Below are 18,390 nucleotides of genomic sequence, written 5' to 3' on the forward strand. Positions count from 1 at the left end.
ACAGCACGCCGCCACTGGCGACTGCTCGCGGCTCAAAAGACGGGGAAGTGTAACGGAACGGTTAACGGCCCGACAATCCGCCGCTGCGGCGAAACCCTCCCGCGGGTGCGCGCCCGACGCCGCCGGACCCATGCGCGGCACGCGCGCAGGGCGCCGATCGCGCCGCGATCGTCGCGGAAACGTCCATGGGGCGGGGATCAGCGGACCACGGGGGTGGCGCGGTAACGCTGCGCCAGCAGTGCCACGCGCTGCACGTAGCGCTGGGTTTCGCTGTAGGGCGGCACGCCCTTGTACTTGTCGACCGCGCCCTCGCCGGCGTTGTAACCCGCCGCGGCCAGGGTCAGATCGCCATTGAAACGCTTGAGCAGCCAGGCCAGGTACTGCACCCCGCCCTGGATGTTCTGGCCGGCGTCGAAGGCATTGGACACCCCGAACCGGCGCGCCGTGGCCGGCATCAGCTGCATCAGACCCTGGGCCCCGACCCGCGACAGGGCATTGGGGTTGTAGGCCGATTCGGCATGGATGATCGCGCGCACGATCGCCTCTTCGACCCCGTGCTGGCGCGCCGCGGCCGCGATCTCGTCGCGGAAGGCGTCCACGTTCAAGCGGATCGAGCCGAAATTGACCCCGGGCTGCGCCGAGCAGGCGTAGCAGGTCTCCATGAAGCTGTATTTGATCGTCCGCACCGCCGAGGCATTGGCCAGCCCCTTGGGCCGCTTGCTGGTGTAATGGCGGACGCCGTCTTTTATATAGGAATAGACCTGGCCCTGGACCAGACGCGAGGCCGGCGCCGGGGGCGCGGCCGGCATCTGCACGGCCGCAGCCGGAGCCGCCATGGCCGGAGCGGTCGCGGCCGGAGCTGCGACGCCCGGCATGCCCATAAAGGTGGCTGGAGGATTGGAATGGATCGAGGCCGGCGAACCGGCGACCAGATTGGCCGGCGTCGCGCTGCCGGCGCCACCGGGCGCTCGCGCGGGCACGTAGGCCGAGGCCCGGCTGGGACGGTACTGGCTGACCACGGTGCACTTGGCCCCGGGCACGCGCTTGCTCACATAGCTGCGTTCGCCGCCCGCGCCGTCGCAACGGTAGACGGTGCCGGCCACGGCGGGCGCCATGGCCAACAGGCAGATAGTTCCCAGCAGCAGTGAGCCCCCCCTCATCCGGCGAGTGTCCCCTTTCGCGCTTAAGTTGCCAAGTCTTTGATTCGAAAACGTGACGGCCGCCCGCGACCGGCCTACGGGCGCTAAACTGGCGCCCCTTTCCGGCGCGGATTAACCGCCGCCCTCCCCGGACTACGCCATGACCGACACCGCCCTGCCCGCCGCGCCCGAAGCCGGCGCGGCGCCCGCCCTCCCGGGCAACCCCGTCGCAGCCTGCGCTCCGACGAAAAAACTGTTCATCGAGACCCACGGCTGCCAGATGAACGAGTACGACTCGGCCAAGATGGCCGACGTGCTCGCCGCCAGCGAAGGCCTGGAGCTCACCACCGACGCGGCCGAGGCCGACGTCATCCTGATCAACACCTGCTCGATCCGCGAGAAGGCCCAGGAAAAGGTGTTCAGCCAGCTCGGGCGCTGGAAGCAGCACAAGCAGGGCGACCGCCCGGTCATCATCGGCGTCGGCGGCTGCGTCGCCTCGCAGGAAGGCGAGGCCATCGTCAAGCGCGCGCCTTACGTCGACCTGGTGTTCGGCCCGCAGACCCTGCACCGCCTGCCCGAGCTGATCGCCGCCAAGCGCGCCACCGGCAAGCCGCAGGTCGACATCAGCTTCCCCGAGATCGAAAAGTTCGACCGCATGCCCGAGCCGCGCGCCGAAGGCCCCAGCGCCTTCGTCTCGATCATGGAAGGCTGCAGCAAGTACTGCTCGTTCTGCGTGGTGCCCTACACCCGCGGCGAGGAAGTCAGCCGCCCGTTCGAGGATGTGCTGGTCGAGGTCGCCCAACTCGCCGCCCAGGGCGTGCGCGAGGTCAATCTGCTGGGCCAGAACGTCAATGCCTACCGCGGCCCGTACGGCGAAGAAGGCCCGGACGGAGAGCCGCTCGTCGCGGACCTGGGCCTGCTGATCCGCACCATCGCCGAGATCGACGGCATCGACCGCATCCGCTTCACCACCTCGCACCCACTGGAGTTCAGCGACTCGCTGGTCGAGGCCTACCGCGACGTGCCGCAGCTGGCGAACTACCTGCACCTGCCGGTCCAGGCCGGCAGCGATCGGGTACTGGCGGCGATGAAGCGCGGCTACACCGCGCTGGAGTTCAAGCAGAAGATCCGCAAGCTGCGCGCCGTGCGCCCGGACATCTCGATCTCGTCGGACTTCATCGTCGGCTTCCCCGGCGAAACCGAGGCCGATTTCGAGAAGACCATGAAGCTGATCGAGGACGTCGGCTTCGACCAATCGTTCTCCTTCATCTACTCGCGCCGCCCCGGCACGCCCGCCGCCGACCTCGAGGACGCAGTCAGCGACGCCGAGAAGCACGCGCGCCTGTCGCGCCTGCAGGCGACCATCAACGCCAACGCGATGCGGATCTCCGAATCCATGGTCGGCAGCGTCCAGACCGTGCTGGTCGAAGGCCCCTCGCGCAAGGATCCGAACGAACTCACCGGCAAGACCGAGAACATGCGCTCGGTGAACTTCCCCGCGCCGAAGCGCCTGATCGGCCAGTTCGTCGACGTGGTCATCACCGAGGCTCTGTCCAACTCCCTGCGCGGCCGCGTACTGACCGACCAGACCCTCGACGCCGCCTGACCTGGAGAGCCGCTCCGCATGGACCGCGACTTCAACATCCGCGAGATCGGCCCGGACGAGTTCGAACGGATCTGGCCGATCTTCCACGAAGTGCTGGCGCGCGGCGAAAGCTACAACTACCCGGCCGAGCTGTCGCTGGAACACGCGCGGGAGATGTGGACGGCCCCGCCCTACCGCTGCTTCATCGCCGAGGGCGACGACGGCGAAACCCTGGGCGGCTACAAGCTCGGCCCCAACTATGCCGGCCGCGGCGACCACGTCGCCAACGCCAGCTATATGGTCGCCGAGCGTTGCTGGGGCCAGGGCGTCGGCGCGGCGTTATGCAGGCACTCGCTGGTGCAGGCGCAGCAAGCCGGTTTCGTAGCGATGCAGTTCAACTACGTGGTCAGCACCAATGCGGCCGCGGTGCACCTGTGGCTCAAGCACGGTTTCCAGATCGTGGGCCAGATCCCCGGCGCGTTCCGCCACGTCAGCCTGGGCCTGGTCGACGTGTACGTGATGCACCGGATGCTGTGAGGCGCGGGCTGCAGGCTAGGCCATGAAGCCCAGGTCGCGCGTGGGGAAGTTGCGCAGGTTCGGGAAGATCAGGTCCAGCTCGGTCTCGCCCACCCCGAACCAGCGCGCCAGGGTCGCTGCGTACTGATCGACCGAAGTGGTCGGGATGATCTGGCCCCAGCCGGCGTCGTCGGGGCCGTCGTTCTGCAGCGTCGGCATGGTGCCGACGAAGCGCCCGCCGCGGACCGCGCCGCCGACCGCGAAATGGTGGCTGCCCCAGCCGTGGTCGGAGCCGTCGCCGTTGGACGACAGGGTGCGCCCGAAGTCCGAGGCGGTGAACGCGGTGACGTTGTTGGCCACTCCCAGTTCCACCGTGGACTGATGGAACGCGGTCATCGCCTGCGACAGCCCCGACAACAGCGCCGGCTGCTCGTCCAACAAGCGGTCGTGGTGGTCGAAGCCGCCCATCGACACGAAGTACACCTGCCGCTTCAGCCCCAGCACCCCGCGCACCTTGATCAGGCGCGCGACCATCTTCAGCTGCCGCCCCAAGTCGTTGTCGGGGAACGCCGTGGTCAGCGGCGCCGATGTCTCCAGCGCGGTGGACACGGCCTCCGCATTCTCGCGCGCACGCCGGACCGCGTCCGCGTAGCTGCGTTCGAACACGTGCGTCTGGGTGCCCTGCTGCATCAGCGCCAGCATCGCCTCCCGGGTGTCGCCGTCCCATTCGAAATAACTGAACCTGCGCGGGCCGTCGCTGCCGATCACGTACTGGCTGCCGCTCTGGCCGCGATGCAGGATGCTCTCGAAGTTCAAGGCGACGTTCATCGGAATGAAAGCGCCGGGGTTGGCATCGTGCAGCAGATCGGCGATGCGGCCGCCCCAGCCCAGGCCGCTGCCGTCGTTGGCGCGCGAGACCTGCCAGTACGACTGCTGGTCGTTATGCGAGAACAGCTGCGGCGGTACCTCGGCCCCGCCGCTCTGGTACTGCGCCTTCGTCACCGGCCGTATCAGGGTGCCGACGTTGCCCAGGATCGCGGCCTTGCCTGTGTTGAACAGGCCTTGCAGGCCGCTCATGCCGATGCTGTCGTCGCCGCCGGTCGAAACCTGCAGGCCGTAGTCGGCGCCGTCGGACGCGCCGCCGCCGGCCTGCGGAGTGAGCGCCAGCAGCCGCGCCTGCGGCACCGCCAGGGTCGCGCGCGCGGCCGCGTAGCGCTGGTAGTGCAGATTGCTGCGCGGTATCACCATGTTCAGGCCGTCGTTGCCGCCGAACAGGAATACGCACACCAGCGCCTTGTAGTCGGAGAACGCATTGGGGCCGTAGGCGCGCGTCGCCGACTCCAGCATCCGCAGGTTGCCGCGCGCCGAATACAGGCCGGCGCCGCCCAGGCCGGCGAGAATGGCGCGGCTCAGGAACTCACGACGCCTCATGACCGTCTCCTCGTGTATTCATTTCTGCACCACGTATTCGGGCGAGTTGACGATGATGTACAGCGCTTCCTGGACCCGCGCGCGACGCTCTTCCTCGCTGTCGGCCGGCATGCCGTTCAAGCGCTGCAGCAGCACGTTGCGCATCCGCGCCGACATCTGACCCGACAGGAACAAGGTGTTGTAGCGCTGGATCAGGTCGGCCGGACGCACCGCATAGGGCAACTCGTCGGTCAGATCGATCGCGACCTCGTGCTCGTCCAGGTCCGGCGCGCCGACGTAGACCTCGTAGATCTTGGCGCCCAGATAGCCCTCGGTGCCCGGCAGCATGAAGTCCGTCGCCAGCTGCAGCTCCGGCGCGGCCAGGCCCAGCTGCGCGGGCTCGCCGATCGGCGAATAGCTCGGGCTGAAGAAGTTGAACACCGACGGCGAGGACAGCGGGGCCTGACCCATGCCGTAGCCGATGGTCCAGAACTCGTCCATGAAGCCCGACTGCGAACGCGCCTTCATCGCGCGCCAGACATGGGTCAGGCGCAGCAAGGGCTCGCGCACCTTGCCGAAATTGGCCGGACGGTAGGCCGCTTCGCGCGCCTCCGGGTCCAGCAGCACGGCAGTGACCACCGCCTTCATGTCGCCGCGCACGCCCTGGCCGTTGTCGTTGAAGCGCGCCGCCACGCGCGCGACGTAGGACGGGCTGGGGTTGCTCGTCACCAGTCGCTGGATCAGCTGCCGGCCGATGTAGGGCCCGACGTTGGGGTGGTAGAAGATGTTGTCCAGCGCAGCGCGCAGATCCGACGGACCGTCGCCGCCGGCCGGCAGCACGCCGCCGGGCAGCGCCACGCCCGGATATACCAGCAATTGCTTGGCCTGCGCCGACGCATGGTAGGCCGCGTGGTTCTGCATCGGCCGCACCCAAGCCGGCGCGTCGGAATCGTAGAAGTAGCAATCGAACTGGCCGCAGCCGTTGAAGGTCCATCCGGTAAATACGTGCGCGAACCCCTTCACCGTTTCCTGGCCGTAGGTCGGCACCTTGGCGCCGTTCTCCAGGATCGGGCTGCCGTCGGGATTCAGCCGCACCAGGCCGACGCTGAACAACTGCAGCACTTCGCGCGCGTAGTTCTCGTCGGGGCGGATGTTGCGCGCCGGGTCCGGCTTCTGGTTCTGCATCATCGACAGGTAGATGCCCATCGCCGGGTGCAGGGTCACGTCCTCGAGCAATTTGCGGAAGTTGCCGAAGGCGCCGCGCGCCAAGGTGTCGTAGTAGTCGGTGACCCCGTGCGGGGCGTTGCCGAGCAGGTCCGAGTTGGCGTCGGACAGCACGAAGATTTCGCTGAGCGCGAACGCCACGCGCTGGCGCAGCTGGTCGCGGTGCATGAGTTGCGGATCGAACGGGTCGCGGCCGCCGATGGCGTGCAGGAACCACGCGTCCATGCGCCATTCGCGTCGCATCTCGCCGCCGGACACGGCGCTGGCGGCGTTGAGGAAGCGCAACTGCGAGGACATCGGTAGCGCGACCTGCTCGTCGATCCAGCCGCTGTAGCCCAGTCGCTCGACCCGGGCCATGTCCTCCCAGGTCGGACCGAAGGTCGCCTGGGCCAGGAAGCGTGCGGCCGCCGCGTCGTCGTCGACCACCGGCAAGGCCGGCAGCGGTCCGGACTTAGGCGGCGCCGGCTTGGCCGCGGTAGCGACGGCGCCCGATGCCGGCGGCGGCGGCACGCGCAGCCAGCGATCCGGCACGAACACCAACCCCAACACCAGCAGGAACAGCAGCACGCGCGACCAATGAGTCGCCCATGCCGCACGCAATGCCATCCATCTCATGCCGCCCCCGACTGGCTGAACGGACGCGATGCTAACGCGACGGCATATTCGGATTCATGACTACACGCACAGTAATCGATGCGGCCTGCGCCGGATCGGTCTTGACCGCCGGTTCGGGCGCGACTTCAGTCCAGGCGTTTGCGGAAGCGCAGGATCGCCAAGCTCATCATCACCGTGATGAAGACCAGCAGCGCCAGCACATCGGGCCACAACTCCCACAGGTTCGCGCCGCGCAGCATCACCCCGCGGATCAGGCGCAGGAAATGGGTCAGCGGCAGCACCTCGGCCAGCCACTGCACGACCTTGGGCATGCCCGCGAAGGGGAACATGAAACCCGACAGCAGGATCGACGGCAGGAACACGAAGAACGTCATCTGCATGGCCTGGAACTGCGACTGCGCCTTGGTCGAGATCAGCAGGCCCAGGCTCAGATTGGCGACGATCAGCAGGACCGCGGCACCGTACACCTCGAACACGTTGCCGCGGATCGGCACGTCGAACAGCCACAGGCCCAGCAGCAGCACCAGAGTGGTCTGGATGAAGCCGATGCCCGCGTAAGGCAGGACCTTGCCGACCATCAGCTCGCTGCGGCTCAGCGGCGTGGCGATCAACAGCTCCATGTTGCCGCGCTCGCGTTCGCGCACCACCGCCACCGCGGTGAACATCACCATGGTCATGGTCAGGATGATGCCGATCAGGCCGGGGACGATGTTTACCGCCGAACGCCGCTCGGGGTTGTAGAACGCGACCACGGCGATCTGGCCGCCGCCCTGCCCTGGACCGGCGCGCAGCGGACGGTCGTTGCTGGTCGGGGTCGCGTTCAAGGGCAACTGCGCCAACTGAGCGGCCGCGGCCTGGACCGTGGTATCGCTGCCGTCCACCAGCACCTGCACCGACTCGCGCCCCTCGTAACGGCGGCGCTCGAAGTCGGGCGGAATCACCACGCCGATGCTGATCTCGCCGCGACGCAGGCGCTGCATCAGCTCCTCCGGCGTGCGCGCGGCGACCGCCGGGTCGATCACGCCGGTGGCGACCATGTCCATCACCAAGGCGCGCGAGGCCGAAGTATTGGCCTGGTCGGCGACGCCGGTCTGCAGGCCGCGCAGATTGAGATTGATCGCGTAACCGAACAGCACCAACTGCATCACCGGGATCCCGACGATCATCGCCAGGGTGACCCGGTCGCGGCGCATCTGCCGCAGTTCCTTCAACACGATCGCGAACAGTCTGCGCATGTTCATGCGGCACGCTCCGCGGGCGGGTCCTCGTCCCGGCCCTGGGTGGCCGAAACGAACACGTCTTCAAGGTTGGGATGCGAGGGTTCGACCTGGGCCTCGATGCCGGCCTGGGCCAGCACGCCGCGCAGGCGCGCGGCGGTGTCGCCGTCGCGATCGGTGAGCACGCGCAGGCTGTTGCCGATCTGGGCGACGCTGAGCACCCCGGGCACCGCGACCAGCGCCTTCTGCGCGCGACGCGGCTGCGGCGCCAGCACTTCCACCGTGCGTCCGGCCAGTTCGTCGGTGAGTTCCTGCGGGGTGCCATCGGCCACCAGCACGCCGCGGTCGAGGATCGCGATGCGGTGGCAGCGCTCGGCTTCGTCCATGTAGTGGGTAGACACCAGCAGAGTGGTGCCGGCATCGGCGAGGTCGAACAACTTCTCCCAGAAGTCGCGGCGCGATTCCGGATCGACCGCACTGGTGGGTTCGTCCAGGAACAGCAGTTCGGGCTTCTGGATCACCGCGCCGGCCAGGGCCAGGCGCTGCTTCTGGCCGCCGCTCATGGTTCCGGCCAACTGCTTCTGCCGGTCCTGGAAATGGTATTGCTCGACCAGTTCGTCGATGCGGCGACGCGCTTCGCTGCGCGGGATGTCCTGCACCGCGGCCAGGAACTCCAGGTTCTCGCGCACGGTGAGGTCCTCGAACAGCGAGAACTTCTGGGTCATGTAGCCGATGCGCTTGCGCAGCGCCTCGGCCTGTTCCGGGATGCGCAGCCCCAGCACCTCGATGTCGCCGGCGGTGGGCGTGAGCAGGCCGCACAGCATGCGGATGGTGGTCGACTTGCCCGAGCCGTTCGGACCCAGGAAGCCGTAGACGTGCGCGCGCGGCACGGTCAGATCGACCTTGTCGACCGCGGTCAGCGCGCCGAATTTCTTGGTCAGGCCGCGGGCGCGGATGGCCGGTTCGTCGGCGCCGGCACCGCGCGCGAGCGTGGAATCGGCGGCGGCGTTCATGGCCGGCTCTCGCTCGCTTTGGTCGCTTCGGAACTGCTCCCGTCGGAGCCGCTCTCGTCGAACTCGACCCGCACCGGCAGGCCGGCCGGCAGTTGCGCGGCGTCGCGGCCGGTCAGCTCGACCTCGGCCAGGTAGCTCAGGCGCGCGGCGTCTTCGCCGATCAGGGCGTAATAGGGAGTGAAGTTCGGATCGCTACGGATCGCGCGCACGCGTCCGCTCATGGCCTGCTCGCGGCCGTCGATGTAGACGCGTGCCGTTTGACCGATGCGGACCTTGGCGCGGATCGGCTCGGGCACGTAGACGCGTGCGTAAGGCGCGGCGCCGACCAGCATCACCGCCAGCGGCGCGCCCACCGGCGCTTGGTCGCCGAGCTTGTACGGCAGGCTGTCGACCACGCCGGCGCGCGGCGCGACCACGTCCAGTTTCTGCAAGGTCACCGCCTGCGCGGCGGCCTGCGCCTGCGCGGCGGCGAGCGCCGACTCGCCCTGTGCGAGTCGTTCGCTGCGGGTACCATGCTCGAGTTCCAGCAACGCCGCCTGCGCCGCGCGCACCTGCGCTTCGGCATTGCCGGCGGCGGCGCGGGCGCGGTCGACGTCGGATGCGGCGACCAGCTTCTGCCGGCCCAGCGGCTGCAAGCGCGTGTAGTAGGCGCGAGCGTCTGCGGCCTGCGCCTGGGCCGCACTCAGGTTGGCCCGTGCCTGCGCGATCGCTTCGCTGCGCGGCCCGGCCTGCAGTTCGGCCAGGGAATCGCCGGCCTGGCGCGCCTGTGCCTGCAGCGCGTTGAGCTGCGATTGGGTGCGGCTGAGCTCCAACTGCAGCAGCGACGCACCGGCCGCGACGCGCTGGCCCTCACGCACGTCGATGCGCACGACCCGTTCCGCCGCCGGCGCCGGCAGGGTGATGCGATCCCATTCCAGCGTGCCCAGCGCCTGCGGGCGATCGTCGCCGCAAGCGGACAACGCGAGCGCCAGCAGCAGCGGCACGGCCCAGCGGGATTTCGGTTTCATCGGATCGCTCCGGTAGGCATGAACGTTCATGGGCTCAAGGCCTCAGCCGCAGCCCAGGCCGCGGTCTAGCAAGGCGACGGTGTGCTCGCGCAGCGCGACGGTGTCGAAGGTCTCGATCCCGAACACGCGTTGCCAGACCGGTGCGCCCGCGATCGGGAACAGGGTCAGACCGACCAGGGACACCACCAGGAAACGCGGATCGAGATCGGCGTTGAGCTGGCCCTCGCGCTGCGCCAGCGCGAACTTCTGCGCCAGCATCTGCGGCAGCTGCGGGCCGATCTGGTCGACCAGCAGATCGCGCAACGCCCCGCCCTCGCACAGCACCTCGCGCACCCACAGCGACGGGAACCACGGATACTGGCCGACGGTTTCGCCGACCCCGCGCACGAAGCCCGCGATCAGTTTGGCGACGTCGTCGCCGGCCGCGATCAGATGGCCGCGCAGGGTCGCGATCGCCGGCATTACCCGCTCCTGGATCACCGCCTGCTGCAGTTGCTCCTTGTCGCCGAAGTAGTAATGCAGCAACGCCGGATTGACCCCGGCCTCGACCGCGATGCTGCGCAACGCGGTGGCGGCGATGCCTTGGCGGGTGTAGCAGACGATCGCCGCGTCGAGCAGCCGCGAACGCAGATCGGGACCGTCCGCTACCGGGCGGCCGGGGGCGCGCCCGGCGGGAACGGTTTTGCGGGGGCGGCGGGAGGCTTGGGGCTTGTCGGTGGGCATGGCTCATATTTAATTCAATGATTAATTAGTTGGCAAGGGCGAGCCGACGAACGGTCGGCGGGAACCGGGCGCGGCGGAAGGGAACTAAGGCCGCCTGCTCCCTTGGCCGCTGCTAAAGAGGAGCATTGGGACTGTCTGGGCACGGCCAGGCCTGCCTCTTGCGTGCTCCGAGCCCCGCGAACGTCTTGATCGCTCGAACTCGAAGCGCGGCGCACCGCAAACCGAAGCCCCGATCCCGATCCAACGACCATGCAAGCTCAACTGCTGCGGCAGTTGCACATCGGCGCTGCACTCCCTCACCCCACCCTCTCCCGCCAGCGAGAGAAGCAGTAGCCGCCGACAGCAAACGGCAACGACCCTCACGACCGACGCGACCACGACCGGCCGCCGCAGCATTGCCGCGGCAACAACATCGGCAGCGGCCGCGGGAGCGACGGCGAGATTTCGCCGGGCCCGAACCCGGCCATTCCGGCAAGCTTCCCAACCACCTCCCCAGCAACCCTCCCGCTAAGCTGTCGCCAGCCAATCTGCGCCCCTCCACCATGCCCTCCACCATGCCCTCCACTCGCCACCCCAGTCTGCTCGCCCGCGGCGCCGTCGGCTTCTGGTTTCTCGGCCTGGGCGCGCTCGGCCTGCTGCGAGGCGCGATGCGCGCGTTCCGGCACGGCCCCTTCGCCGCCGACACCGTCACCTGGGTCTGGCTGATCGGCTCGGCGATCCTCGTGCTGGTGGGCGCGCTCGCGATCGCACGCGCCGCACGCAGGCGCCGCGACGACGACACGGCCTGAACGTCGCAGCCGTCAGCCTTTGCGAAACCGCGCCTGCGGGCGCAAGCTGAGCACCCCACGCGCGACTACGCCGCGCGGCCCCTGGAAGACCCGTCCCTACGATGCAAGCACGTACCGCCTCCGAATTCGTCCTCGAACCGGCCGAAACCGAACGCCTGGCCAACCTCAGCGGCCCGTTCGATGGTCACCTGCGCCAGATCGAACTGCGCCTCGGCGTGGAGATCGCCAACCGCGGCAATGTGTTCCGCGTGGTCGGCCCGCAGACCTCGGTCGGCAAGGCCGAACGGCTGCTGCGCCAGCTGTGGCGGGACGCCGCCGAGGAAACCCTCGACGAAGGCACGATCCACCTCGCCCTGACCGAGGCCGACTCCGACCAGTTGGTCAACGACGACATCGAACCGCAGGAAGTCGCGATCCGGGTCAAGCGCGGCACCATCCGCGGCCGCGGCGCCAACCAGGCCAAGTACCTGCACGCGATCGCCGGCCACGACATCAACTTCGGCATCGGCCCGGCCGGCACCGGCAAGACCTTCCTAGCCGTCGCCAGCGCGGTCGAAGCGCTGAACGAAGCGCGCGTGCAGCGCCTGATCCTGGTGCGCCCCGCAGTCGAGGCCGGCGAGAAGCTCGGTTTTCTGCCCGGCGACCTGAGCCAGAAAGTCGACCCCTACCTGCGCCCGCTCTACGACGCGCTCTACGAGATGCTGGGCGTGGAGAAGGTGGTCAAGCTGCTGGAAAAGAACGTGATCGAGATCGCGCCGCTGGCCTATATGCGCGGACGCACGCTTAACGATGCTTACGTGATCCTCGACGAGGCGCAGAACACCACGATCGAGCAGATGAAGATGTTCCTGACCCGCATCGGTTACGGCAGCACCGCCGTCGTCACCGGCGATCTGACTCAGGTCGATCTGCCCAAGCACGTGAAGTCGGGGCTGAAAGACGCCTTGGACGTACTGCGCAACGTCAACGGCATCAGCTTCACTTTCTTCGAGGCGCGCGACGTGGTCCGGCATCCGCTGGTGTCGCGCATCGTCAGCGCCTACGACGCACGCGACGCCCAGGACGTCCAGACCGGACCGTCCGCCTGAGCCACCCCCACTTCATTTCGACACTACGATGACCAAAGGTCCCGTCCGTCTCGATGTCGCGATCAACTATGCGGTCCCGCGCACCGGCATTCCGGCCGCGGTGAGCTTCCGCAAGTGGGTCGCGGCGGCGCTCGACAGCCGCATCCGCGAAGCCGACCTGGCGATCCGCATCGTCGGCAGCAAGGAAGGCCGCGCCCTCAACCGTCACTACCGCGGCCGCGATTACGCGACCAACGTGCTCAGTTTTCCAGCCGAAGTGCCCGAGGGCCTGCCCAAGGGCGTCAAGTTCCCGCTGCTGGGCGACTTGGTGATCTGCGCCCCGGTGGTCGCACGCGAAGCGCGCGAACAGAAGAAGCCGCTGGTCGCCCACTACGCCCACCTCACCGTCCACGGCGCCCTGCACCTGCTGGGCTGGGACCACGAGGACGAACGCGAAGCCGAATGCATGGAGCAGCTGGAGCGCGAAATCCTGGCCGGGCTCGGCATCGCCGATCCGTACCTGGAAGACTGAGCGCCGAAGCCGGCCCGGTCGGCGCGGGCCCGATCGCCCCTGAGTGGGACCAGCCGAACCGACTCCGCATCGTTCGGCCGGAGTCGTAAGCCCGCGCCCTGATCCACCTGCCCTCGCACTCACCTCGCTGCAGTTCAACTCGCCCCCCGGCCTCGATCGTCTTCAGGTCGGCGACCACGAACCGCGCCAGTTCGTCGCCTCCAGCGGACTTCCCACGACTACGCCAGCACCGCCTGCGGAGGGTGGACCAGGGCCAAAGGCACGTCGGCGAGTCTTGCAGCCGCGCCCCAGCCCCAGCCCCGGTCCGCGCGCCCACCGCAGGCGCCTGCCAGGAATCACAGACAGTCGATCAGCCCGTCGTACAGCGTGCGCGGCGTCCCCGGCAGCGGCGCGCGCATCGGGGTATCGCCTGCAAGCGCGCCCAGCAGGGCTTCCATCGTCGTCCGCGACGCCAGCGGCGCGCGGCAGCGCCAGTGCTGGAACTGGACGTTTACCCGGCCGGTCGCCGGGTCGATGTCCTCGTTGCTGGCGGCGAACAGCCACAGGCACTGGCCGATGCGGCCGCTGGAACGCTCCACCGAGCAGCGGAAGCTCAAGGACTGGATGTTGCTGTAATCGCCCTCGCAGAAGGTGTCGCCGCAGATATCGTCGAAATCGCGGCGCAGGCGATGGACCAGGCCGTACCAGGCTTCGAACTCGGCGTCGCTGCGCAGATAGCTGCTGGCTTCGATGTAGTCGCGCGCCGGTTCGGCGGTCGCGGATGCCGGCGACGCGGCAAGCAAGGACAGGGCCGTCGCCCCCGCCATCGACATCAGCCGAAAATCGTAACGGTGCATGTGCGCTCCTCCTTGAGTGATGAGATCGCCGAGCGCGAACCGCCGCTCGGCATGCACAGACTGCGGCCACGGCGATGGCGGATCCATCAGGCCGTTGCCCATCCGGATGTAGGAAATCGCCGCATGCGTTTTGCATGCCCGACAAGCAGCTATTCGGCACATCTACCGATCGCGCAGTTGCCCGACACGCCATCGGGGAGATTCCCTACTGCCCCGTCTCGAAACGCGGCCGACACTGCATCACCACCGCAAAGGACGGCCGCATGAACCGCATGCACGGAATCACTCTGCTCGAAATGCTGATCGCGCTCGTGATCGCCGCCGTCCTGGCCGGCATCGCGATACCGACCGCGGCGAACGCCATGGCCAAGGCGCGCATCTCCGGCGTCGCGATGGCGATGACCGACAGCTTCCTGACGTCGGCGCGCGTGGCCGTGTCCACCGGCAGCGCCGTCATCATCTGTCCGGCGCCGCAGGGTGCCGGTTGCGACGATAGTGTGGAATGGAGCCGCGGCTGGATGCTCTACGCCGACATCGACGGCAACCGCCGCTACGATCCGCACGAACCGGTGATCCAACGCGCCGAAGCCCTCGCCGGCGGGCTGCGCATGTACAGCACGCAAGGACGCCGACGGGTGGTGTTCCAGTCCGACGGCGGCAACGAGGGCAGCAATGTCAGCTTCACCTTGTGCGCGGACAGCGGCGAGCAGGTCGGTTCGCTGGTGCTGTCCAACGCCGGCCGTTTCCGCCTCGCACAACCGACCGGTCGCCAGCGCCAGAGATGCCAGGGCGGCTGAGGGGCGATGAATTACAGTGAACTACAGGAGGACGCCGGACCGGTCTCCGCCAGATGACGGCCGGACGGCGGCCGCCGCCCACAGCCGGCCGTCGGTCCGAAACCGCCGCCCGGCGCTGTCTGCGGCCCCTGGCCGGTGCCCGCCCTGGCACCCGGGCAAACCATCCGGGTTAGACTGGAGACCTCGCCCTTCCCCCGACGGGCATAGTGCAAGCATCGAATGTCCGAGGACGACAGTAGTCACACCGAGCAGCCCGAGAAGCGGCGCTCTTGGCTGGAACGGATCAGCTCGGCGCTGTCCGGTGAGCCCACGACCCGAGAAGACCTGGTCGAATTGCTGCGCGACGCGCAGGCCGACGGGCTGATCGCCGCCGACACCTTGCGGATGATGGAAGGCGCGATCGCCGTGTCCGACCTGACCGTGGGCGACGTGATGATTCCGCGTTCGCAGATGGTCGTGTTGCCGGCCGACGCCAAGTTCCTGGACCTGATGAAGCTGGTGGTCGAATCCGGCCATTCGCGTTTCCCGGTCCACGGCGAAGACAAGGACGAGATCCTCGGCGTGCTGCTGGCCAAGGACCTGCTGCGCGGCGTGGTCGCCGACAACGGCCCGGGCAGCATCCATGAGTTGCTGCGTCCGGCGGTGCTGATTCCCGAGTCCAAGCGTCTGGACGTGCTGCTGCGCGAGTTCCGCCAGTCGCGCAACCACATGGCGATCGTGATCGACGAGCACGGCGGCGTCGCCGGCCTGCTCACCATCGAAGACGTGCTGGAGCAGATCGTCGGCGAGATCGACGACGAGCACGACGACGCCGAGGACCCGAACGCGCTGATCGCGGCCCAGGCCGACGGCCAGTACGTGGTCGATGCGCTGACCCCGATCGCCGATTTCAACGAGCGTTTCGGCGCCGATTTCGACGACGACGAGTACGACACCATCGGCGGCCTGGTCACCGCTGCGATCGGGCATCTGCCCGAGGCCGGCGAGGAACTCACTCTGGGCCGCTTCGTGTTCCGGGTCGCCAGTGCCGACGCGCGCCGCGTCCACGCCTTCCACGTCGGCGTGCTGGGCAACGACTGACCGACCTGCCGTGGTGCGCGCCCCCGAGCGCGCGCCCGTGCCCCCTCGGCTACGGCTGCACGCGACGACGCCCACCCCGCATCGGAAGCAATGATCCGAATGCAGGAGCGGCGTCGGCCGCGACCGCGCCACGCCGCCAACGAAGCAAGACCGATCCCTGGCGCATGCGCAAAGCCAGCATCGTCACCTGTTTGCCATGCCGGTTCGGCCCACAGACGGTCGCGAGCATCCCGCTAGATCATCGCTGCGGCAATCGCCGGTCGCGGCTTATGCCGAATCCACCCCACAGCCGTGCCGCGCCTGAACCCCTGCGATCCGCACGCGCGGTCGCGGACCCGGTCATGCCCGGTGTCGCATACGCCGCTTAGAATGCTCCGACCCGTCGACCGGCCATCCGCATTGAACCCCATTCGCCGCGCCCTGCCCCGTTTGTTCGCCATCGCCGCAATGTGGCTGAGCGCCACCGCCGCCTTCGCCGCGCCGCCGTCGCAAGCCGCGGCAACGCGGGACTCAGCACCGGCAACCCAGGCGCCGACCGCCGCGGCACCGTCGCAGTCCCCATCGGTCCCGCGCATCGGCATGGCGACCATGCAGCCCGGTGAGATCTTCTGGGAGCGCTTCGGCCACGATTCGATCGTGGTGCTCGACCCCGACACCGGCGCCGCGACTTCGTACAACTTCGGCTTCTTCGACCCGGAAGCCCCCGACTTCATCGCCCGCTTCGTCCGCAACGACATGCGTTACCGCCTGGCCGCGCTGCCGCTGGAACAGGACCTGGCGCTGTACCGCGAGGAAGGCCGTGGCGTTTCGGTGCAATGGCTGGACCTGGACGACGACCAGGCGCGCGCGCTCGCCGCCTCCCTGGCCGAGAACGCCAAGCCCGAGAACGCCTACTACCGCTACCAGTATTTCGACGACAACTGCGCCACCCGCGTGCGCGACGCCGTGGATCGGGCGCTGGGCGGCGCGCTGCGCCGGCAGATAGAGAGCCGATCGCATGGCAGCACCTTCCGCAGCGAAGCGGTGCGGCTGGCCTCACCGGCACCGTGGATGTGGCTGGGCTTCGACATCGGCCTGGGTCCGTCGGCCGACCGTCCTCTGCCGGTGTGGAACGAGTCCTACGTGCCGATGCGCCTGGCCGCAGCCCTGCGCGGGGTCAAGAATACCCAGGGCCGGCCGCTGGTCCTGGCCGAACAGGAGATCCTGCCGCACCGGATCGCGCCCGAGCCCGCCGATGCGCCTATCGTCTGGACCCCCTGGGCGCTGTCGGGCGTGGTCATCGGCCTGGGCCTGGCCTGGCTGGGCCGGCGCCGTCCGCGCCTGCTGGCCGCGATCGCGCTGCCGTTCTGGACCCTGTGCGGCATCCTGGCCGCGCTGATGCTGTTCATCTGGTTCGGCACCCAGCACACCTACGGCTGGGCCAACCAGAACCTGCTGTTGTTCAATCCGCTGTGCTGGCTGCTCTGGCTAGGCGGCTGGCGCGTCCTGCGCGGGCGCGAAGCCGGGCCATGGTTCGGCCGCATCCTGGCGGCGGTCGCGGCCTGCGCGGTGCTGGCGCTGTTCGCGCACTGGCTGCCGATGCAGCCGCAGCGCAACCTGCACTGGATCAGCCTGCTGCTGCCGCTGCACCTGGGCCTGCTGCTGGGCCTGCGCAAGCGTTGAGCGCGCGCGGCTTGCCGGCAACGCCGCGCACGGGCACGATGCGCGGCATGAAGGATCCCAACCTGCCCCAGTGCGTGATCAACTGCGCGGCCTACAGCCGCGAAGGCGTGCGGCGCGACATCAGCCTCGACCAGATCAGCGACGTGCTCGCGGTCGACGACGGCAGTTTCGTCTGGGTCGGCCTGTACGAGCCGGACGAGGGCATCCTGGAAAAGCTGCAGGAAGAGTTCTGCCTGCACGACCTGGCCATCGAAGACGCGCACAACGCGCACCAGCGGCCCAAGATCGAAAGCTACGGCAATTCGTTGTTCATCGTGGTGCACACCGCGCAGACCGTCGACAGCCATATCCGTTTCGGCGAGACCCATCTGTTCGTCGGCCCGCGCTACCTGGTCTCGGTGCGCCACGGCGCGTCCAGCAGCTACGCCGCCGCGCGCATGCGCCTGGAGCGCGAATCCGAGGATCTGCGCCACGGCCCGGCCTCGGCGCTGTACGTGGTGCTGGACATGGTGGTCGACAACTTCAGCCCGATCGTCGACGAGTTCAGCCAGGAGCTCAACGAGCTCGAAAAAGACGTCTTCGCCGAAGATTTCCGCAAGGGCACGGTCGAGAAGCTCTACGACCTCAAGCGCGAACTCACCCGCCTGCGCATGGCGGTATCGCCGTTGCAGGACATCCTCGGCCAGCTCGCGCGTTCGCGCAGCGCGCTGATCGACGAGGAGAGCCAGCTCTACTTCCGCGACGTGCTCGATCACGCCGTGCGCATCAACGAAACCACCGATACCCTGCGCGAGATGCTGACCGCGGCGATGAGCGTGAATCTGTCGCTGGTCACCATCCGCCAGGGCGAAGTGGTCAAGCGCCTGGCCGGCTGGGCCGCGCTGCTGGCCGCGCCGACCCTGATCGCGAGCTGGTACGGCATGAACTTCACCCACATGCCGGAACTCGCGGGCGAGCACAGCTATTGGATCGTGATCGGTGTGACCCTGGTGGTCTGCGTCGTACTGTTCGGTTTTCTGCGCCGGGCGAAGTGGCTGTAGCGCCGGCTGTCCGGGCCAACCGCAACACCGCTTTGGGGTAGGAGCGGCGCAAGCCGCGATCACGTAGTAGCCGAAGCCTCGCGATCGCGGCTTACGCCGCTCCCACAGCAGCTCGATGATTCCGCTGCGCAATCGCGGC

The 18,390-nt window shown here is 68.4% G+C and carries 17 protein-coding genes; 9 read left to right on the forward strand and 8 right to left on the reverse strand.

Translation table 11 applies throughout. The annotated features are described in order from the left end of the window. Window positions 1-197: 197 nt before the first annotated feature. Window positions 198-1,160 carry a lytic transglycosylase domain-containing protein gene (locus tag ASE10_RS02610; RefSeq protein ID WP_055902829.1) on the reverse strand — a complete coding sequence of 321 codons (963 nt, stop codon included), beginning with the start codon at window positions 1,158-1,160 and terminating at the stop codon, window positions 198-200. 139 nt (window positions 1,161-1,299) lie between these two features. On the opposite strand from ASE10_RS02610, the gene miaB reads away from it, so the two are divergent. Both miaB and ASE10_RS02620 read left to right on the forward strand, forming a co-directional pair. Then, on the forward strand, window positions 1,300-2,745 hold the full coding sequence (gene miaB, locus ASE10_RS02615) for a tRNA (N6-isopentenyl adenosine(37)-C2)-methylthiotransferase MiaB (RefSeq protein ID WP_055902831.1): 1,446 nt from the start codon (window positions 1,300-1,302) through the stop codon (window positions 2,743-2,745). 18 nt (window positions 2,746-2,763) lie between these two features. Beyond that, on the forward strand, window positions 2,764-3,261 hold the full coding sequence (locus ASE10_RS02620) for a GNAT family N-acetyltransferase (RefSeq protein ID WP_055902834.1): 498 nt from the start codon (window positions 2,764-2,766) through the stop codon (window positions 3,259-3,261). A 15-nt stretch (window positions 3,262-3,276) separates the two neighbouring features. Here ASE10_RS02620 and ASE10_RS02625 read toward each other — a convergent pair whose 3' ends face one another. The 6 genes from ASE10_RS02625 to ASE10_RS02650 all read right to left on the reverse strand — a co-directional run bounded on the left by ASE10_RS02625 (window position 3,277) and on the right by ASE10_RS02650 (window position 10,449). Next, window positions 3,277-4,671, reverse strand: coding sequence for a DUF1501 domain-containing protein (locus tag ASE10_RS02625; RefSeq protein ID WP_055902839.1), 1,395 nt, complete (start codon window positions 4,669-4,671; stop codon window positions 3,277-3,279). Between the two features lie 18 nt (window positions 4,672-4,689). Beyond that, complete coding sequence (locus ASE10_RS02630) at window positions 4,690-6,480, reverse strand: DUF1800 family protein (protein WP_162250435.1); 1,791 nt, start codon at window positions 6,478-6,480, stop codon at window positions 4,690-4,692. A 134-nt stretch (window positions 6,481-6,614) separates the two neighbouring features. Beyond that, window positions 6,615-7,730 (reverse strand): ABC transporter permease, encoded by a 1,116-nt coding sequence (locus ASE10_RS02635; RefSeq protein ID WP_055902845.1) that lies wholly within the window; start codon window positions 7,728-7,730, stop codon window positions 6,615-6,617. Continuing rightward, entirely contained in the window at window positions 7,727-8,662 is a 936-nt protein-coding gene (locus ASE10_RS02640; RefSeq protein WP_055903963.1) for an ABC transporter ATP-binding protein, read from the reverse strand. The genes ASE10_RS02635 and ASE10_RS02640 overlap by 4 nt, the downstream gene beginning before the upstream one ends. Before the next feature lie 53 nt (window positions 8,663-8,715). Next, a complete protein-coding gene (locus ASE10_RS02645) occupies window positions 8,716-9,726 on the reverse strand; it encodes an HlyD family efflux transporter periplasmic adaptor subunit (RefSeq protein ID WP_157480878.1) in 1,011 nt (336 codons plus the stop codon). Between the two features lie 42 nt (window positions 9,727-9,768). Next, window positions 9,769-10,449: a TetR/AcrR family transcriptional regulator gene (locus tag ASE10_RS02650; protein WP_055902850.1), complete on the reverse strand. Its 681-nt coding sequence runs from the start codon at window positions 10,447-10,449 to the stop codon at window positions 9,769-9,771. A gap of 554 nt (window positions 10,450-11,003) precedes the next feature. On the opposite strand from ASE10_RS02650, the gene ASE10_RS02655 reads away from it, so the two are divergent. The 3 genes from ASE10_RS02655 (at window position 11,004) to ybeY (ending at window position 12,836) form a co-directional block, all read left to right on the forward strand. Continuing rightward, window positions 11,004-11,237: a hypothetical protein gene (locus ASE10_RS02655; RefSeq protein WP_055902852.1), complete on the forward strand. Its 234-nt coding sequence runs from the start codon at window positions 11,004-11,006 to the stop codon at window positions 11,235-11,237. 101 nt (window positions 11,238-11,338) lie between these two features. Continuing rightward, window positions 11,339-12,325 carry a PhoH family protein gene (locus tag ASE10_RS02660; protein WP_055902856.1) on the forward strand — a complete coding sequence of 329 codons (987 nt, stop codon included), beginning with the start codon at window positions 11,339-11,341 and terminating at the stop codon, window positions 12,323-12,325. 28 nt (window positions 12,326-12,353) lie between these two features. Then, window positions 12,354-12,836, forward strand: coding sequence for an rRNA maturation RNase YbeY (ybeY, locus tag ASE10_RS02665; protein WP_055902859.1), 483 nt, complete (start codon window positions 12,354-12,356; stop codon window positions 12,834-12,836). A 335-nt stretch (window positions 12,837-13,171) separates the two neighbouring features. Here the strand turns inward: ybeY and ASE10_RS02670 are convergent, their stop codons facing one another. Next, window positions 13,172-13,672, reverse strand: coding sequence for a hypothetical protein (locus ASE10_RS02670; protein WP_200945836.1), 501 nt, complete (start codon window positions 13,670-13,672; stop codon window positions 13,172-13,174). Window positions 13,673-13,935: 263 nt separating this feature from the next. On the opposite strand from ASE10_RS02670, the gene ASE10_RS02675 reads away from it, so the two are divergent. The 4 genes from ASE10_RS02675 (at window position 13,936) to corA (ending at window position 18,251) form a co-directional block, all read left to right on the forward strand. After that, the gene (locus ASE10_RS02675) at window positions 13,936-14,469 is read left to right on the forward strand and encodes a GspH/FimT family pseudopilin (RefSeq protein ID WP_055902866.1); all 534 of its coding nucleotides are present in this window, start codon (window positions 13,936-13,938) and stop codon (window positions 14,467-14,469) included. A 219-nt stretch (window positions 14,470-14,688) separates the two neighbouring features. Continuing rightward, the gene (locus ASE10_RS02680; protein ID WP_055902869.1) at window positions 14,689-15,549 is read left to right on the forward strand and encodes a transporter associated domain-containing protein; all 861 of its coding nucleotides are present in this window, start codon (window positions 14,689-14,691) and stop codon (window positions 15,547-15,549) included. Window positions 15,550-15,996: 447 nt separating this feature from the next. Beyond that, entirely contained in the window at window positions 15,997-17,211 is a 1,215-nt protein-coding gene (locus ASE10_RS02690) for a DUF4105 domain-containing protein (protein ID WP_082559709.1), read from the forward strand. A gap of 47 nt (window positions 17,212-17,258) precedes the next feature. Continuing rightward, window positions 17,259-18,251: a magnesium/cobalt transporter CorA gene (corA, locus tag ASE10_RS02695; RefSeq protein WP_235565812.1), complete on the forward strand. Its 993-nt coding sequence runs from the start codon at window positions 17,259-17,261 to the stop codon at window positions 18,249-18,251. Window positions 18,252-18,390 lie beyond the last annotated feature (139 nt).

This window comes from Lysobacter sp. Root76, from assembly GCF_001428685.1.
Lineage (GTDB): Bacteria > Pseudomonadota > Gammaproteobacteria > Xanthomonadales > Xanthomonadaceae > Lysobacter.

Excerpts from the sequence above, each read along its gene's own strand:
- ASE10_RS02610 (WP_055902829.1), bottom strand. The coding sequence starts at position 1,160 with ATGAGGGGGGGCTCACTGCTGCTGGGAACTATCTGCCTGTTGGCCATG.
- miaB (WP_055902831.1), top strand. The coding sequence starts at position 1,300 with ATGACCGACACCGCCCTGCCCGCCGCGCCCGAAGCCGGCGCGGCGCCC.
- ASE10_RS02620 (WP_055902834.1), top strand. The coding sequence starts at position 2,764 with ATGGACCGCGACTTCAACATCCGCGAGATCGGCCCGGACGAGTTCGAA.
- ASE10_RS02625 (WP_055902839.1), bottom strand. The coding sequence starts at position 4,671 with ATGAGGCGTCGTGAGTTCCTGAGCCGCGCCATTCTCGCCGGCCTGGGC.
- ASE10_RS02630 (WP_162250435.1), bottom strand. The coding sequence starts at position 6,480 with ATGGCATTGCGTGCGGCATGGGCGACTCATTGGTCGCGCGTGCTGCTG.
- ASE10_RS02635 (WP_055902845.1), bottom strand. The coding sequence starts at position 7,730 with ATGAACATGCGCAGACTGTTCGCGATCGTGTTGAAGGAACTGCGGCAG.
- ASE10_RS02645 (WP_157480878.1), bottom strand. The coding sequence starts at position 9,726 with ATGAAACCGAAATCCCGCTGGGCCGTGCCGCTGCTGCTGGCGCTCGCG.
- ASE10_RS02650 (WP_055902850.1), bottom strand. The coding sequence starts at position 10,449 with ATGCCCACCGACAAGCCCCAAGCCTCCCGCCGCCCCCGCAAAACCGTT.
- ASE10_RS02655 (WP_055902852.1), top strand. The coding sequence starts at position 11,004 with ATGCCCTCCACTCGCCACCCCAGTCTGCTCGCCCGCGGCGCCGTCGGC.
- ASE10_RS02660 (WP_055902856.1), top strand. The coding sequence starts at position 11,339 with ATGCAAGCACGTACCGCCTCCGAATTCGTCCTCGAACCGGCCGAAACC.
- ybeY (WP_055902859.1), top strand. The coding sequence starts at position 12,354 with ATGACCAAAGGTCCCGTCCGTCTCGATGTCGCGATCAACTATGCGGTC.
- ASE10_RS02670 (WP_200945836.1), bottom strand. The coding sequence starts at position 13,672 with ATGCACCGTTACGATTTTCGGCTGATGTCGATGGCGGGGGCGACGGCC.
- ASE10_RS02675 (WP_055902866.1), top strand. The coding sequence starts at position 13,936 with ATGAACCGCATGCACGGAATCACTCTGCTCGAAATGCTGATCGCGCTC.
- ASE10_RS02680 (WP_055902869.1), top strand. The coding sequence starts at position 14,689 with ATGTCCGAGGACGACAGTAGTCACACCGAGCAGCCCGAGAAGCGGCGC.
- ASE10_RS02690 (WP_082559709.1), top strand. The coding sequence starts at position 15,997 with ATGTGGCTGAGCGCCACCGCCGCCTTCGCCGCGCCGCCGTCGCAAGCC.
- corA (WP_235565812.1), top strand. The coding sequence starts at position 17,259 with ATGAAGGATCCCAACCTGCCCCAGTGCGTGATCAACTGCGCGGCCTAC.